14 protein-coding genes are annotated in these 15,527 nt (G+C 54.5%); 12 read left to right on the top strand and 2 right to left on the bottom strand.

Annotated elements, in window-relative coordinates; genetic code table 11:
* Positions 1 to 12 precede the first annotated feature (12 nt).
* From ccoO to hemN, 8 genes are all read left to right on the top strand, one after another.
* A complete protein-coding gene (ccoO, locus tag BMY44_RS14925; protein WP_089996533.1) occupies positions 13 to 780 on the top strand; it encodes a cytochrome-c oxidase, cbb3-type subunit II in 768 nt (255 codons plus the stop codon).
* Between the two features lie 13 nt (positions 781 to 793).
* Entirely contained in the window at positions 794 to 1,024 is a 231-nt protein-coding gene (locus BMY44_RS14920) for a cbb3-type cytochrome c oxidase subunit 3 (protein WP_089996530.1), read from the top strand.
* Positions 1,021 to 1,890, top strand: coding sequence for a cytochrome-c oxidase, cbb3-type subunit III (gene ccoP, locus BMY44_RS14915; protein WP_089996527.1), 870 nt, complete (start codon positions 1,021 to 1,023; stop codon positions 1,888 to 1,890). The genes BMY44_RS14920 and ccoP overlap by 4 nt, the downstream gene beginning before the upstream one ends.
* Positions 1,891 to 2,059: 169 nt before the next feature.
* Positions 2,060 to 3,472: a cytochrome c oxidase accessory protein CcoG gene (ccoG, locus tag BMY44_RS14910; protein WP_089996525.1), complete on the top strand. Its 1,413-nt coding sequence runs from the start codon at positions 2,060 to 2,062 to the stop codon at positions 3,470 to 3,472.
* Positions 3,469 to 3,927 (top strand): FixH family protein, encoded by a 459-nt coding sequence (locus BMY44_RS14905; RefSeq protein WP_089996522.1) that lies wholly within the window; start codon positions 3,469 to 3,471, stop codon positions 3,925 to 3,927. Before ccoG ends, BMY44_RS14905 begins: the two co-directional genes overlap by 4 nt.
* Positions 3,924 to 6,077, top strand: a complete 2,154-nt coding sequence (locus tag BMY44_RS14900; protein ID WP_089996521.1) for a heavy metal translocating P-type ATPase — start codon at positions 3,924 to 3,926, stop codon at positions 6,075 to 6,077. Before BMY44_RS14905 ends, BMY44_RS14900 begins: the two co-directional genes overlap by 4 nt.
* Positions 6,074 to 6,235: a cbb3-type cytochrome oxidase assembly protein CcoS gene (ccoS, locus tag BMY44_RS14895; RefSeq protein ID WP_089996518.1), complete on the top strand. Its 162-nt coding sequence runs from the start codon at positions 6,074 to 6,076 to the stop codon at positions 6,233 to 6,235. The genes BMY44_RS14900 and ccoS overlap by 4 nt, the downstream gene beginning before the upstream one ends.
* A 20-nt stretch (positions 6,236 to 6,255) precedes the next feature.
* Positions 6,256 to 7,602, top strand: a complete 1,347-nt coding sequence (gene hemN, locus BMY44_RS14890; RefSeq protein WP_089996515.1) for an oxygen-independent coproporphyrinogen III oxidase — start codon at positions 6,256 to 6,258, stop codon at positions 7,600 to 7,602.
* Here hemN and mutS read toward each other — a convergent pair.
* Positions 7,584 to 10,226 (bottom strand): DNA mismatch repair protein MutS, encoded by a 2,643-nt coding sequence (gene mutS / locus BMY44_RS14885; protein ID WP_242650576.1) that lies wholly within the window; start codon positions 10,224 to 10,226, stop codon positions 7,584 to 7,586. The two genes, hemN and mutS, sit on opposite strands and share 19 nt — an antisense overlap.
* Before the next feature lie 123 nt (positions 10,227 to 10,349).
* Here mutS and BMY44_RS14880 point away from each other — a divergent pair, with 123 nt between their 5' ends.
* The 4 genes from BMY44_RS14880 to BMY44_RS14865 are packed head-to-tail and all read left to right on the top strand — an operon-like array spanning position 10,350 to position 15,069.
* Entirely contained in the window at positions 10,350 to 12,605 is a 2,256-nt protein-coding gene (locus BMY44_RS14880) for an NADP-dependent malic enzyme (RefSeq protein WP_089996510.1), read from the top strand.
* Positions 12,606 to 12,608: 3 nt separating this feature from the next.
* Complete coding sequence (locus BMY44_RS14875; protein ID WP_089996506.1) at positions 12,609 to 13,475, top strand: ribokinase; 867 nt, start codon at positions 12,609 to 12,611, stop codon at positions 13,473 to 13,475.
* Positions 13,472 to 14,377, top strand: coding sequence for a D-amino acid aminotransferase (locus BMY44_RS14870; protein WP_089996503.1), 906 nt, complete (start codon positions 13,472 to 13,474; stop codon positions 14,375 to 14,377). Before BMY44_RS14875 ends, BMY44_RS14870 begins: the two co-directional genes overlap by 4 nt.
* Complete coding sequence (locus BMY44_RS14865) at positions 14,374 to 15,069, top strand: sulfotransferase-like domain-containing protein (protein ID WP_089996501.1); 696 nt, start codon at positions 14,374 to 14,376, stop codon at positions 15,067 to 15,069. The genes BMY44_RS14870 and BMY44_RS14865 overlap by 4 nt, the downstream gene beginning before the upstream one ends.
* Here the strand turns inward: BMY44_RS14865 and BMY44_RS14860 are convergent.
* Entirely contained in the window at positions 15,066 to 15,527 is a 462-nt protein-coding gene (locus BMY44_RS14860) for a GNAT family N-acetyltransferase (protein ID WP_089996498.1), read from the bottom strand. The two genes, BMY44_RS14865 and BMY44_RS14860, sit on opposite strands and share 4 nt — an antisense overlap.

Raw genomic sequence — 15,527 nt, 5'->3', positions numbered from 1 at the left:
GGATCAGGAAAAATGACTGATACATCTGACAATGAAGTCGGCGTCAAGAAAGGCAGTTTTCTGTCACGCCACGGTGTTCTTGAGCGCAGCCCGATCCTGCTGCTTGCAGCCTCACTTGGCGTTGTGCTGATCGGGGGAATCGTTGAGATCGCGCCACTCTTCTACCTCGAAAACACGATCGAGGACGTCGAGGGGATGCGACCCTACTCTCCCCTCGAACTTGCCGGGCGTGAAATCTATGTTCGCGAGGGGTGCTATGTCTGCCACAGCCAGATGATCCGTCCGATGCGGGACGAGGTCGAACGCTATGGGCATTACTCTCTTGCGGCAGAGTCCCAATATGACCACCCGCACCAGTGGGGATCAAAGCGGACAGGGCCGGACGTTGCCCGTGTTGGCGGCAAATACTCTGACGATTGGCATGTCCGTCACCTGATGGATCCGCAATCTGTCGTCCCAGAGTCGATTATGCCACCGTACGCGTTTCTCATGGATCGAGAAGTCGATGCGGATATGATCGCCGACGTTGTTGCCACGAATGCCTTTGTTGGCGTGCCATATACCGAAGAAATGCTGGAAGTGGCTGCATCCGACGTCTTGGCGCAAGCTGATCCGGACACGGAAGCCTATGACGATCTTCTGGAAAGGTATCCGGGTGCACAGATCCGTAACTTCGACGGGCAGGATGGTGTTTCCGAAATGGATGCACTCGTCGCTTATCTTCAGATGCTGGGCACACTGGTCGACTTTTCGACCTTCACCCCCGATGCAAGCCGTTAGAGAGGGATAGATCATGGATACATATTCACTCTTGCGCGAATTTGCCGATAGCTGGGCACTGCTCGCGCTTTTTCTGTTCTTTGTCGGCGTCATGCTTTGGGTCATTCGGCCTGGCAGCAACAAGGTGCACAGGGATATCGCGCAGATTCCTTTTCGCAACGAAGACGCCCCAGCGTGCGACAACAACTGCCCCGACTGCAACTGTAAGTCTGTGGCGCTCAAGTTCGAGGAGATGTCATCATGAGCGACAATACGAACAAGGTAGATGACGTCACAGGCACCGAGACGACGGGGCATTCCTGGGACGGTATTGAAGAGCTGAACAACCCGCTTCCCCGCTGGTGGCTCTGGTCTTTCTATCTGACGATCATCTGGGGCGTTGGCTATACCATCGCCTACCCTGCGTGGCCAATGATCTCTGGCGCAACATCCGGTCTTCTTGGATATTCGACCCGCGCTGAAGTCGCTGCGGAAATTGCTTTGGTCGAAGATGCCAATGCCGCGCTGAATGCAGAACTTGCAGCGGCGGATCTGACGACGCTTGCTGACAACCCCGACCTTCAGCGGTTTGCTTCTGCAGCAGGTGCTTCTGTCTTTGCGAACAACTGTTCCCAGTGTCACGGGTCCGGTGCGGCCGGTAGTGCAGGTTTCCCGAACCTGCTTGACGATGACTGGCTTTGGGGTGGTGATGTTGAAAACATTGCCTATACCATTCGACACGGCATTCGGAACGAAGCTGACTGGGACGCACGTTGGTCAGAGATGCCAGCCTTTGCGGATATCCTAGAAAGCGACGAGATCGATGCAGTCGTCCAGCATGTGATTGCCATTTCGGGTGACGAACATGATGCCGCGCTTGCAAGTGCCGGTGAAGAGGTTTTTCTGGATCAATGTTCGTCCTGCCATATGGATGACGGCACAGGAAATCGCGATTTGGGTGCACCAAACCTAACGGATGCTGTCTGGCTATATGGCGGCGATGTGGCCTCACTGACCGAGACGGTCCAGAACGCCAGGTTTGGCGTCATGCCACCTTGGAGTGAACGCCTGACGGATGCGCAGATCAACGCTGTGACAGCCTATGTTCATCAACTTGGTGGTGGCGAATAGGGTCAACGGAACGTGTGCGTCTGTTCGCACTTTTGCACACCGCCCGCGGCCCGCGAGAGGCACCTTGAAAAGGGTGCCTCTTCCTTATTGATCTGGGTCAAGGACCTATCCGAAAGAGACTGCCAGAAAGATACTGCGAACAGAACAAACTCCAGATTCGAGATGCTTTATGTCTTCAGCTGACCAACCGCTCTATGCCCCGCGGGAACCGATTTTTCCAAAACGGGTCAAAGGCACATTCCGCAACCTGAAATGGTGGGTCATGTTTTTGACCTTGGGGGTGTATTACCTGACGCCTTGGATCCGCTGGGACAGGGGCCCTGCCCTACCTGATCAAGCAGTTCTGGTCGATATGGCGAACCGCCGGTTCTATTTTTTCTGGATCGAAATCTGGCCACATGAATTCTATTTCGTGGCTGGCCTGCTCATCATGGCGGGTCTTGGCCTGTTCCTGTTCACCTCTGCATTGGGTAGAGTCTGGTGTGGCTATACCTGTCCGCAGACGGTTTGGACCGATCTTTTCATACTCGTTGAGCGCTGGATTGAAGGCGACCGCAATGCCCGTCTCCGGCTTTGGAAATCAAACTGGGATTTGCGAAAATGGCGCTTGCGGATCACCAAGTGGATCGTCTGGCTTTTGATTGCGGTTGCAACTGGTGGTGCCTGGGTATTCTATTTTGCTGATGCACCGACGCTTTTGCATGATTTGATCAATTTCCAAGCAGCCAGCATTGCCTATGCGTCCATCGCCATTTTGACCGCCACGACCTTTGTCTTCGGCGGTTTCATGCGGGAACAGGTTTGCAATTACATGTGTCCTTGGCCGCGCATTCAGGCGGCAATGATGGATGATGACACAATCACAGTTGCTTATCGCGAATGGCGTGGTGAACCGCGGGGCAAGAAACATGACAATACGACAGGTGATTGCATCGATTGCATGGCCTGCGTGAACGTCTGCCCCGCCGGGATCGACATCCGGGATGGTCAGCAGATGGAATGCATCACTTGCGCACTTTGCATCGACGCCTGTGATGACATCATGGACAAGATCGGCAAGCCACGTGGTCTGATTGATTACCTCGCCCTGTCGGACGAAGCGGCGGAACGCGCAGGCGAACCTGTCAAGCCGGTCTGGAAGCATATCCTGCGCCCGCGGACCATTCTTTACACCGCGCTTTGGTCACTGATCGGTTTTGGGCTTGTCTTTGCGCTGTTCATTCGGGCCGATATCGACCTGACTGTTTCGCCAGTCCGCAATCCAACATTCGTTACACTCAGCGACGGAACCATCCGGAATATCTACGACATCCGTTTGCGCAACAAACAAGGCGATGATCGCGTGTTCCATCTGTCACTGACCTCTGATGCAATCCTGCGGATCGATTTGGAAGGTACAGACGAACGTACCGTGACGGTCCCTGCGAATGAATCGCTGCTGCAACGGGTCTACGTCAGTGCTCGTCCGCAAGACGATGCAAGTTCTGCAGACACTACCGCGTTGCGTTTTTGGGTAGAGGACCTGCAATCGCAGGAACGTGCGCATGTAGATACAATTTTTCATGGAAGGACCCAGCAATGACACGCGAATTTACCGGTTGGCACATGTTGGCCCTTATGGTCGGCGGATTTGGAATCATCATTGCCGTAAACTTGACGCTCGCTTTCAATGCTGTGGCGACGTTTCCAGGACTTGAGACCAAGAATTCCTATGTTGTCAGCCAGAATTTCGACAAAGACCGCGCCGCACAAGACGCACTGGGCTGGGACGTTGCGGTCGCGCTAACTGAAACTGACCTGACGATTGAAATCACAGATGCGAATGGCACAGTTAAACCGAAAGTCGTGTCCGCGATACTTGGTCGTGCGACATATGCCGGGGCAGACAGTTTTCCGGATTTCACCTGGACAGGAAACGCGCTTCATACGTCTGTCGATCAAGACCCCGGGTATTGGAACCTGCGGCTTGTCCTTCAAGCCCCAGATGGCACGATGTTTCGTCGGCGTTTTCCCTTAACCGTTCAGGCTGCAGAATGAGCGACGCTGCCTTCTGTCCTGCCTGTGTTGGCCTGCCGGGAACCTCGCTGAAAAATGCGACAAAGGCGGACCATCACACGCATCAGATTTCACTGCCGGGCATCCATTGCGTTGCCTGCATAAACGGAGTGGAACAGACTCTATTGCAGTGTCCAGGCGTTTCATCTGCGAGAGTTAATCTGTCTTTAAAACGCGTTAGCGTCACCGCAGATCGCAGCACGACACCGGAATCACTTATCGACGCGCTGGAGCTAGCAGGATTCGAAGCGCGCGCGCTTGATGGATCATTGCTGGGCGCAGAGAAGGACACTGTTGGGCGCACACTGTTGACCCGCATTGCCGTTGCTGGCTTTGCGATGATGAACGTGATGCTGTTGTCAGTTGCCGTCTGGTCTGGGGCAGTCGGTGCGACACTGACGTTGTTCCATTTGATCTCGGCAGCGATTGCGCTCCCTGCGCTCTTGTTTTCTGCACAACCGTTTTTTCTGAACGCTATGGCCGCACTGCGTGGGCGGCGTTTGAATATGGATGTGCCAATCTCGCTTGCGATCATCCTTGCCGGGGGTATGTCCACCTATGAGGCACTGGTTGGTGGCGAACATGCATATTTTGATGCCGCGCTGTCGCTGACATTTTTTCTTCTGCTTGGACGATACCTTGATCACAGAAGCCGGGCTGCGGCTGTTTCTGCTGCGGCGCAACTCGCCGCGCTGGAAACACCTCGCGTGCAGCGCGTGTCGGACGGGGTAAAGGAACTTGTCGATTTCGCCGAATTGAACGTCGGCGATACGGTCATCGTCCTGCCCGGGGGGCGCATTCCGGTCGATGGAACTGTAGTCGAAGGTTCTGGCCTACTGGACAGATCCATGTTGACTGGCGAGAGCGATCTAATCGCGATCGACGCCGGTGATTGTGTTACCGCCGGCGAAATCAATACAGATGGTCTTTTGCAGATCCGCGCGTCAACTGTCGGCGAGGACACGACGCTGCGGCGTATGGTCAGTATGGTCGACGAGGCTGAAAGCGTACGTAACAAGTACAATGCTATCGCGGATCGTGCGGCTCAGGTCTATGCGCCTGTCGTTCACCTTCTGTCATTTTTCGCGTTCCTTGGCTGGCTCTATGCGACGGGTGATGCGCGGTTGGCAATCAACATTGCGATCGCCGTGTTGATTATCACCTGCCCTTGCGCGCTGGGCCTTGCCGTCCCAGCTGTATCGACAACAGCCGCAGGCCGGCTGTTTCGGAGCGGCCTCTTGGTCAAAGACGGAACAGCGCTTGAACGGATTGCAGAGGTCGACACGGTTGTCTTCGACAAGACCGGCACACTGACCCAGCCGCGTTTGGCGGATTCCGGTATTGCGCTGACGGATTCCGAGAAGGAAATCATCTGCGGGCTTGCGTCCAGTTCTACGCATCCTGTGGCCCGGGCCATCAAGGTTGGTCTGCCCACGACAAACGCTGCCAAAATCGACAACATCAAGGAACAGCCGGGCAAAGGCATATCAGGTGAGTTCGAAGGTATAACGGTTCAACTTGGCGCGATGGCGTGGCTTGGACAAGGCAGTGGTACTGGTTTCCAGTTCGGTGAGAACCCACCGAAACAGATTGAAGTCGGTGGCATGCTACGTGATGGTGCCCTAGCGCTGATCGACGGCTGGAAGGCACTTGGTCTGGAAATTCACCTGGTGTCTGGCGATAGTGAGGCGGCCACACAATCCGTGGCCGACGCATTGAACATCAAAGAATGGCGTGCGGAAACGCATCCTGCCGACAAGATTGCCTATGTCACCGCCCTGTCTGAATCAGGCAAAAAGGTTCTGATGGTCGGAGACGGGATGAACGACACTGGCGCGCTTGCCGCCGCATTCGCTTCCATTTCGCCAGCTTCTGCGGTCGATGCATCGCGAGCGGCATCTGATATCGTTCTCTTGCATGATACCCTTGAACCGTTGATCGAGCTACCTGTTGTCGCACGGTCGGCGAAGCGGCGCATCATCGAGAACTTCAGCATCGCAGCTGGCTATAATGCCATTGCGATTCCCGTCGCGCTTGCCGGATTTGCGACCCCATTGCTTGCCGCAATCGCGATGTCCGCTTCCTCGATCATGGTCGTGCTCAACGCGTTGCGCCTGAAAGGAACATCATGAATATTCTTGTCATCCTGATCCCCGCGTCTCTTATCCTTGGCGGTCTTGGACTCGCTGCTTTCCTGTGGAGTCTGAAAGCGAACCAATACGAAGACTTGAGCGGGGACGCATGGCGAATTCTGTCCGAGGATGATCCAGATCAAGGAAAACGAGACTGAACCGCACCTAATCTGGGACCATGACATACGAAGAACTCGCAAAGACTGGTCTTTTCCAGATTCGCGCTCCGCGCTATACCAGTTATCCACCGGCGACGGCCTTTGAAACGGCAAGAGACGACAGCGTCTTCAGGTCGCAACTGGCAAAGCTGGACCCCACGGAACCTCTTTCCATTTATGTCCATATTCCATTCTGCGAACGGCTTTGCTGGTTCTGTGCGTGCCGGACCCAAGGCGTGCGCAGTCTGACGCCAGTTCAGGCCTATATCGAAACGCTGCTTGCGGAAGTCGCGCTCGCAGCAGACGTCATGCCTGAGGGCATGCAGATGGGCCGTCTTCACTTTGGTGGCGGAACGCCGACGATCATGTCGCCAGATTTGATAACACGCGTCATGTCTGGCATTGATGACGTCTTCGATCGCGCTGTGGATTTCGAGTTCTCGGTCGAAATCGATCCGACACTAGTGAACGTGGATAAGATCAGGTGCCTTGCGGATCATGGAATGACCCGCGCCAGCATCGGCGTTCAAGATTTTGATAGCACTGTACAAGCCGCCATTGGGCGAGAGCAATCCTTCGCTCAGACAGAGAACTGCGTAGCTGATTTGCGGGCCGCGGGAGTGAAATCGGTAAATATCGATCTTGTCTACGGGTTGGCACATCAGACAACCAAGACCTTTGAAAAGACCCTAAATGAGGCGATCTCGCTCGATCCAGATCGATTCTCTCTGTTTGGCTACGCACACGTCCCGCATATGGCCAAGCGGCAACGCCTGATTGCAGAGCAAGCGTTGCCAGGTGATCGCGGACGGTTTGAGTTGTTCGGTAAGGCTGCCGAGGCATTCAAAGCGGCAAATTACGTAGCTGTCGGGATCGATCACTTTGCCAAACCAACCGACAGCCTTGTAAAAAGTTTAGGGGAAGGCCGCCTGAAACGGAATTTTCAAGGCTACACCGCCGACAACTGTCCGTCACTGCTTGCTTTTGGGGCGTCTGCCATTTCGCGGATCGGTGGTTTCTTTCAGAATGCGACCCGCACAGCGGACTACAGAAAAATCATTGCGACTGGCAACCTGCCAATCGCGCGCCAACATGTGTGGACTGCTGACGACCGGTTGCGCGGGCGCGCGATTGAAATGCTGCTTTGCGATTTCAAAATAGATATGCGTCAACTACGCGAAGACTGCGGCCCGCTTGGCGATTTCGCGGTCGATCTGATGTCTTCTGCCGCCGAATTCAATGATCACGTCACGCTGGAGGGTGATGTTTTGCGCCTGAAAGAGGCGTCAAAGCCGTTTGTGCGAGTAGTTGCTCAGTATCTCGATGCTTACAAGGAAACGGATGCGATTTATTCACGTGTATCTTGAAGTGCGTCTTTGAGTTCGTAGATCAGGGATAGTGCCTCTTTCGGGGTCAGATCATCAGGCAAAACGCCTTTGAGGCGCTTTTCAACCTGACTCTCTTTTGGCTTCTGCGGGGCGACCGTGGGTGTTGCTGCGAAAAGTGGCAGATCATCGATGATTGCCTTGCGACCAGACCCCCCTTCCCGCTCTCCCCTTTCCAGTGCTTCCAATACGATCTTGGCCCGTTCAACGACAACCCGCGGAAGTCCGGCGAGCCGCGCGACCTGCACCCCATACGACCTGTCTGCTGTGCCCTTGCGTACTTCATGCAGAAAGATGACGTCGCCATCCCATTCCTTGACCGAGACCGTCGCATTGTCGACGCCATCCAGCTTCGCCGAAAGCGCTGACATTTCGTGATAATGCGTGGCAAACAATGCACGACACCGGTTCACATCGTGTAGATGTTCAAGCGTGGCCCAAGCGATCGATAGACCGTCATAGGTTGCCGTGCCCCGCCCGATTTCATCAAGAATGACGAGGGCGCGGTCGTCGGCCTGGTTAAGGATGGCGGCCGTTTCGACCATCTCGACCATAAATGTTGAACGGCCCTTCGCAAGATCATCGGATGCACCGACACGGCTGAAGATCTGGCTGACTATCCCGATATGTGCCGACTTGGCCGGAACGTAGGATCCCATCTGTGCAAGAATGGCGATCAAAGCGTTCTGCCGCAGGAATGTCGATTTGCCCGCCATGTTCGGCCCCGTCAACAGCCAGATAGGGCTGTCTGACAGGTCACAATCATTCGCGATGAATGGTGTTCCGGATTTTTCGAGAGCTGCCGCAACGACGGGGTGACGTCCACCAGAGATATGGAAGGCCCGACTGTCATCCAATTTCGGTACGCACCAATCTTCTGCACGCGCCAAAAATGCCAAGGACACCGCTAGATCAATTTCCGACAAGGCGCGGGCAAGCGCGCCTAAAGGACCGGAATGGGCAACAATTGCCTGTATTAGACCCTCGAAATGAGTCTTCTCAATGTCGAGCGCCCGCCCACCTGCATTTAGAATACGGGTTTCGATTTCGTTCAATTCGACTGTTGTGAAGCGTACCTGATTGGCTGTTGTCTGGCGGTGAATGAAGGTTTCGTTCAGCGGCGGTGTCATCATGCGTTCTGCATGGGTGGCGGTCGTTTCGATGAAATAGCCGAGCACGTTATTGTGCTTGATTTTCAGCGACGAAATCCCGGAAAGCTCTGCAAAATCGGCCTGCATTTTGGCGATGACGCCCCGACCTTTGTCACGCAGAGTCCGTGCTTCATCAAGGTCAGTATCAAAGCCCGCCGCGATAAATCCACCATCGCGCGCAAGTAGCGGCGGTTCGGCTACAAGCGACCTTTCGAGAAGATCCGCAAGGTCAGCGTGGCCGAACAGAGCCTGAAAAGCGTCGGTCAAGATTTCTGGCAACACGCTTTCTGATAACAACCCAGAGAGACGGACTGCCTGAGCAAGCGAATTGCGGATCGCCGTCATATCCCTTGGCCCGCCCCGACCCAGCGCCAGCCGGGACAACGCACGATCAAGATCGCTAACACCCTGCAGAAGGTCGCGGATATCATCTGCGAGGCGCACATCGGATACGAAGAAAGTTACGGCGGCTTGTCGGTTGGCGACAACAGAAAGATCGCACGCGGGGCTCGACAATCGACGTTCCAATAGACGTGCGCCTCCAGCCGTTGCAGTCCGGTCGATCGTGGCAAGTAATGAACCGGCTCGACCGCCTGTGATGGCTTGTGTCAGTTCCAGCGACTTACGCGTAGGTGCGTCGATCTGCATGACCGATTTGCGCCTTTCGTGGACGGGTGGGCGCAATAGCGGCAGATTCCCCTTCTGCGTGATTTCCAGATATTCGGCAATCGCGGACAGCGCCCCAATCTCGACCCGCGAAAATGTTCCAAAAGCATCAAGTGACCTAACCCCATAAAGGTCGGTCAGGCGCTTCTCACCGGCAGTGCTGTCAAAGGCAGCTTTTCCCAATGTGCTGAGGGCCGCACCAGAATCAGACACTAATTCAGCGAAATTTTGTTCTTCTCCATCGGCAACGATGACTTCACGCGGGGCGAGACGTGCTAATTCGGGACCAAGTGCCACACGGGGACAAAGCATAACGTGTACAGCGCCTGTCGAAATATCGACCCATGCAAGCGACCCTTCGTCCCGGATTTCCGCGAACGCTGCCAAGAAATTGTGGCTCCTTGCATCAAGCAGAGACTCTTCTGTCAGGGTTCCAGGTGTCACCAACCGAACGACATCGCGTTTGACGACAGACTTGTAGCCTCGCTTTTTCGCCTCTTCGGGTTTTTCCATCTGTTCGCAGACGGCGACCCGGAATCCTTTGCGTATCAATGTCAGCAGATACCCTTCGGCAGCGTGTACAGGAACGCCGCACATCGGAATGTCTTCATCTTCATGCTTGCCGCGCTTTGTCAGCGCGATGTCGAGCGCGGCCGCGGCTTCGACGGCATCGTCAAAAAACATCTCGTAAAAATCGCCCATCCGATAAAACAAGAGCGCATCCGGATAGCCCGCTTTCAGGTCCAGATATTGTGCCATCATCGGCGTAACTGTCGATTTCCCGCTCATATATCCCCCGGTCCTTCGCTGGTGACACTACCCATGCAATGTTAGCGACGAAAGTCGAAAACGAACCCGTTGCAGCGCGGCATTGCTTGGCGCAAAGTGCCCCTTACGCCAAGGGAGGACGACATGGCCAGAACCAAGATGAGCCGCGAAGATGCGCTCACGTTCCATCTTCATCCGACGCCGGGAAAATGGGAGGTGGCCGCAACGGTCCCAATGACCACGCAGCGCGATCTGTCACTTGCATACTCTCCCGGTGTTGCGGTGCCGTGCGAAGAAATCCATGCAGACCCGGCAACAGCTTATGATTACACCAACAAAGGTAACCTTGTTGCAGTAATTTCGAACGGAACTGCCGTACTGGGTTTGGGAAATCTAGGTGCCCTCGCTTCCAAGCCGGTGATGGAAGGCAAATCCGTGCTGTTCAAGCGTTTTGCCGATGTGAACTCCGTCGATATTGAACTGGACACTGAAGATCCCGATGCATTCTGCGATGCGGTACGACTGATGGGACCAACTTTCGGCGGCGTCAATCTTGAGGACATCAAGGCACCAGAATGCTTCATTATAGAGCAGCGGTTAAAGGAAGAGATGGATATACCCGTCTTCCACGATGACCAACACGGCACTGCCGTGATTTGTGCTGCAGGACTCATCAACGCCTTGCATCTTTCTGGTAAGAAAATTGAGGACGTCAAAATTGTACTAAACGGTGCCGGTGCTGCCGGCATTGCGTGTCTCGAACTTCTGAAGGCGATGGGTGCCCGCCATGATAATTGTATCATGTGCGACACAAAGGGCGTCATTTACCAAGGCCGCACAGAAGGCATGAACCAGTGGAAATCGGCGCACGCCGCCAACACAGAAGCCCGCAGTCTTGATGACGCGATGAAGGGATGTGACGTCTTTTTAGGTGTGTCCGCAAAAGGCGCCGTGACACCGGAAATGGTGTCTAATATGGCGGAAAATCCGGTTATTTTTGCCATGGCGAACCCTGATCCCGAAATCACACCCGAAGACGCGCACGCAGTCCGCGAAGATGCAATTGTTGCGACCGGTAGATCGGATTATCCAAATCAGGTGAATAACGTCCTTGGGTTCCCCTACCTGTTTCGCGGCGCGCTCGATATTCATGCGCGCGCAATCAACGATGAGATGAAGATTGCCTGTGCGCACGCGTTGGCCAATCTGGCCCGCGAGGATGTCCCGGACGAAGTTGCAATGGCATATGGGCGCAAGCTTACATTTGGTCGAGATTACATTATTCCAACCCCTTTCGATCCGCGTCTGATCCACCGAATTCCCACAGCTGTTGCGCAAGCCGGAATGCAAACAGGTGTCGCACGGCGCCCGATCGTGGATATGGAGGGATATGAACTCTCGCTCAAGTCCCGGATGGATCCTACTGCATCAATGTTGCGCAGTCTCAACGCTAGAGCGCGCGCTGCCCAATCGACGGTCGTCTTTGCCGAAGGCGATGATCCGCGGGTATTGCGAGCTGCAGTGCTCTATCAGAGATCAGGGCTAGGTAAGGCGCTGGTTGTCGGCCGCGATGCAGATGTCGAACAACGACTCGAGGCTGAAGGTTTGGCTGACGCCTTCGCAGAGCTTGAAGTGATCAACGCAGCCAAAACACCCCATTTAGACACTTACAAAACGTTTCTTTACGAGAGATTGCAGCGAAAAGGCTTCGACCGCCAGGACGTTCATCGTCTCGCCGCGCGAGATCGTCATGTATTTGCGGCGCTGATGCTGGCACATGGCCATGTCGACGGAATGGTCACCGGGGCGACCAGGAAATCCGCGCACGTTCTCGAATTAATCAATCACGTATTCGATGCAGAGCCCCATCATGGTGCAGTGGGCGTTACGGCTGTTCTCAACAAAGGCAAGATTGTTCTGATCTCTGATACGCTTGTCCATGAGTGGCCGAACGAGAACGATCTTGCAGATATCGCAGAGCGAAGTGCATCCGTAGCGCGCGATCTCGGGCTGGAGCCAAGAGTCGCATTCGTCTCGTTTTCGACATTCGGATACCCTGTTTCTGAACGCGCAGAGAAAATGCACATTGCGCCTGATGTTCTTGACCGGCGAGGCGTGGATTTCGAGTATGAGGGCGAAATGGCTGTTGATGTCGCCTTGAATCCCAAGGCGAGAGAACACTACCCGTTTTCCCGTCTGACGGGCCCGGCCAATATCCTTGTTGTCCCAGCGCGTCATTCAGCCTCGATTTCGGTCAAGTTGATGCAAGAAATGGCTGGCGCGACAGTCATTGGCCCAATTCTGACGGGGGTCGGTCATCCGGTACAGATCTGCTCAACCGTTTCGACGGTAAATGACATCCTTAATATGGCCGTTATCGCGGCGTGCGAGGTCGGTTAAGCCATGACGATCTGGAACCTTGGCTCAATCAACGCGGATGTCGTCTATTCCGTGCCACATATCCCCGCGCCTGGCGAAACGTTGGCATCAACGGCGCGGCAATCGTTTCTGGGTGGGAAGGGAGCCAATATGTCGGTCGCCGCTGCCCGCGCCGCCGCACAGGTCCGGCATATCGGTGCTGTCGGTTCGGATGGACGTGAATTGGTGCAGCGGTTACTCGAATATGGTGTTGATACCCGGAATATTGCTGAAATAGACACCGAAAGTGCGCAAGCCATCATTCTTGTCGACACGCATGGCGAAAACGCGATTGTGCTGCATCCGGGTGCAAATCATGAGATTCCGCAGGCTGTTCTTCAATCCGCGTTGGCCGAGGCTGAAACGGGAGACTGGCTGGTTATGCAGAATGAAACAAATCTGCAACGCACTGCTGCCGAAATGGGACGTAAGATGGGTTTGAAAGTTGCCTATGCCGCTGCGCCGTTTTCGGTCAACCGGGTGGAAGCCGTGCTTGGTTACCTTGATTTCCTGATCCTGAATGCCGTCGAAGCCGAACAACTGCAAACCGCTACGGGCAAAACGCCAGCAGAATTACCTGTGACTGATGTGATCGTTACTTTGGGTTCAGAAGGTGCGGATTGGTACGGTCCAAACGGAAAACTACATTTCGACGCGATCAAAGTCGATCCTGTCGATACGACAGGGGCAGGGGACACGTTTACCGGATACCTCCTTGCGTGTCTGGATCGGACGCAGCCAATGGCACAAGCGATCAAGACCGCGACCAAGGCAGCAGCATTAATGGTAACACGTCATGGCACCGCTGATGTCATTCCCGATTTGCTTGAAGTGCAGGATTTTCGCCCATGACCACTGTCACGACACATCAGGCAGAGGATGATGCCAGGAATGAAAGCATCCTGATCTACGTGAACGGAAAGCTTGTTCCAAAATCAGAGGCGACGGTGAGCGTCTATGATAGTGGGTTCATGCTCGGGGACGGTGTCTGGGAGGGTCTGCGCCTTTATAACGGGACATGGGCGTTTCTTGACGCCCATCTAGATCGGTTGTTTGAAGCAGCGAAAGCGGTCGACCTGAATATAGGTCACGATCGAAACGGCGTTAAGAACGCACTGTTCGAAACGCAAACTGCGAACGATATGACCACGGACGCCCATGCGCGTCTGATGATTACGCGAGGGACGAAGATCCGTCCGTTCCAGCACCCCAGTCTCTCCCGAAGTGGTCCGACCTTCGTGATCATAATGGAGCATTCCCGGCCAAAGATTCCGCGCCCGATTAGACTTGCTACGGTCCCCCATCTGCGTGGTTTGCCGATGACGCAAGATCCAAAGCTCAACAGTCACTCTAAACTGAACTGTATCCTTGCTTGCATAGCAGCCGAAAAAGCAGGCGCGGATGAGGCGCTGATGTTGGATGTACATGGGTTCGTGAATACGACAAACGCTTGCAATTTCTTTATTGTGCGCAAAGGCGAAGTCTGGACCAGTACGGGCGATTACTGCATGAATGGCATCACGCGCCAGAAGGTCATTGACCTGTGTCGCGCGAATGGCATCCCGGTTTTCGAACGCAACTTCTCGCTTGTCGATACCTATGGCGCGGATGAGTCTTTTCTGACGGGAACTTTCGGCGCGCAAACCCCTGTCTGCCACATTGACGGGCGGCAAATAGGCGATGGGCGGATGGGTCCGGTGACAGAACGCTTGCGCAGCCTCTACAAAGATATGATCATGGAAGAATGCGCATGAGGATTGCGATGTGGTCTGGCCCGCGCAATCTGTCGACCGCAATGATGTACAGCTTTGGTAATCGTGCTGACTTCGCTGTTTGGGACGAACCGTTCTACGCGCCCTATCTGGCTACATCAGATTACGACCATCCGATGAAGGACGAAATCATCGCATCCCATGAAGCAAACGCTGAAACCGTTGCTTCCCTTTGTTTGGACTCTATTCCGGATCAAAAACCGCATTTTTACATGAAGCATATGCCACATCATATGCTCGACCCGTTTCCGCGGGACTGGATCAGGTCATGTGTGAACGTCCATTTGATCCGACACCCTGCCCGCGTCATTGCAAGTTATGGGAACAAACGGGCGCAGATCACGAGCGAAGATATCGGGTTTCAGCAGCAGCTAGCACTTTATCGCGCGTTTGGTGGCGTTGTCATCGACAGCGCCGACATCCGCAAAAACCCCAAAGAGATGCTACAGATCCTGTGTGATATCATCGGTCTGGACTTCGATGACGCGATGCTTTCATGGCCCTCAGGTCCTAGACCATTTGATGGCGTTTGGGCCACCCATTGGTATGATGCCGTCCATAAGAGCACCGGATTTGCAGGGGCTGAGGGGCCGTTACCTGATGTGGGCGAGGATCACCATCTTTTGCAATCTGTAATGCCCGCTTATGAGGAGATGGCAAAGGACGCGATCTAGAGCCACTTTTCCAGTTGTATTTCGCCGTCAGACATCTTTCCAGTGCGCCTATAATCGAGCTTTTCATAAAGTCGTATCGCAGCATTGTTTTCGGCCACTGCCTGAATTTGAACCAGCGGACGGCCGCGTTTGGCTGCCCAATCTTCGATTTGTCCAATTGCGGCTGTGCCATAGCCCTTACCCTGAAATCCGGCCCCGATAAGCAAACGCCAGACATAAACGGCTTCTGGGTGATCTATTTCTTCGGGTTCATCGTTTTCGCAGATGTCAATTACTGCGATCAACCCAACGCGTGTTTCGCCGTCCCAAATACAGAAATCGTATGCGCCTTTCTCAAAACGTACTTGTGCGATAGTGATCGGGTTCGGTGCGATGAAATCCTTTTGATCCTCGCGCACGTTAATCTGCGAGAGTGGACCGATATCCGCCGAAGTGATCGCTTTGAGCAAGACTGCCAT

Source organism: Cognatiyoonia koreensis (assembly GCF_900109295.1).
In the GTDB taxonomy this organism is placed as follows: Bacteria; Pseudomonadota; Alphaproteobacteria; order Rhodobacterales; family Rhodobacteraceae; genus Cognatiyoonia; species Cognatiyoonia koreensis.
Note: the sequence above shows the minus strand (reverse complement) of the source record. Positions and strands in the feature narration are given on the sequence as shown.

Bases quoted from the DNA above. Each gene is read 5' to 3' on its own strand.
- BMY44_RS14900 (WP_089996521.1), top strand. From the start codon at position 3,924: ATGAGCGACGCTGCCTTCTGTCCTGCCTGTGTTGGCCTGCCGGGAACC.
- ccoO (WP_089996533.1), top strand. From the start codon at position 13: ATGACTGATACATCTGACAATGAAGTCGGCGTCAAGAAAGGCAGTTTT.
- BMY44_RS14875 (WP_089996506.1), top strand. From the start codon at position 12,609: ATGACGATCTGGAACCTTGGCTCAATCAACGCGGATGTCGTCTATTCC.
- BMY44_RS14905 (WP_089996522.1), top strand. From the start codon at position 3,469: ATGACACGCGAATTTACCGGTTGGCACATGTTGGCCCTTATGGTCGGC.
- hemN (WP_089996515.1), top strand. From the start codon at position 6,256: ATGACATACGAAGAACTCGCAAAGACTGGTCTTTTCCAGATTCGCGCT.
- ccoS (WP_089996518.1), top strand. From the start codon at position 6,074: ATGAATATTCTTGTCATCCTGATCCCCGCGTCTCTTATCCTTGGCGGT.
- ccoG (WP_089996525.1), top strand. From the start codon at position 2,060: ATGTCTTCAGCTGACCAACCGCTCTATGCCCCGCGGGAACCGATTTTT.
- ccoP (WP_089996527.1), top strand. From the start codon at position 1,021: ATGAGCGACAATACGAACAAGGTAGATGACGTCACAGGCACCGAGACG.
- BMY44_RS14860 (WP_089996498.1), bottom strand. From the start codon at position 15,527: ATGGCAGTCTTGCTCAAAGCGATCACTTCGGCGGATATCGGTCCACTC.
- BMY44_RS14880 (WP_089996510.1), top strand. From the start codon at position 10,350: ATGGCCAGAACCAAGATGAGCCGCGAAGATGCGCTCACGTTCCATCTT.
- BMY44_RS14870 (WP_089996503.1), top strand. From the start codon at position 13,472: ATGACCACTGTCACGACACATCAGGCAGAGGATGATGCCAGGAATGAA.
- mutS (WP_242650576.1), bottom strand. From the start codon at position 10,226: ATGAGCGGGAAATCGACAGTTACGCCGATGATGGCACAATATCTGGAC.
- BMY44_RS14920 (WP_089996530.1), top strand. From the start codon at position 794: ATGGATACATATTCACTCTTGCGCGAATTTGCCGATAGCTGGGCACTG.
- BMY44_RS14865 (WP_089996501.1), top strand. From the start codon at position 14,374: ATGAGGATTGCGATGTGGTCTGGCCCGCGCAATCTGTCGACCGCAATG.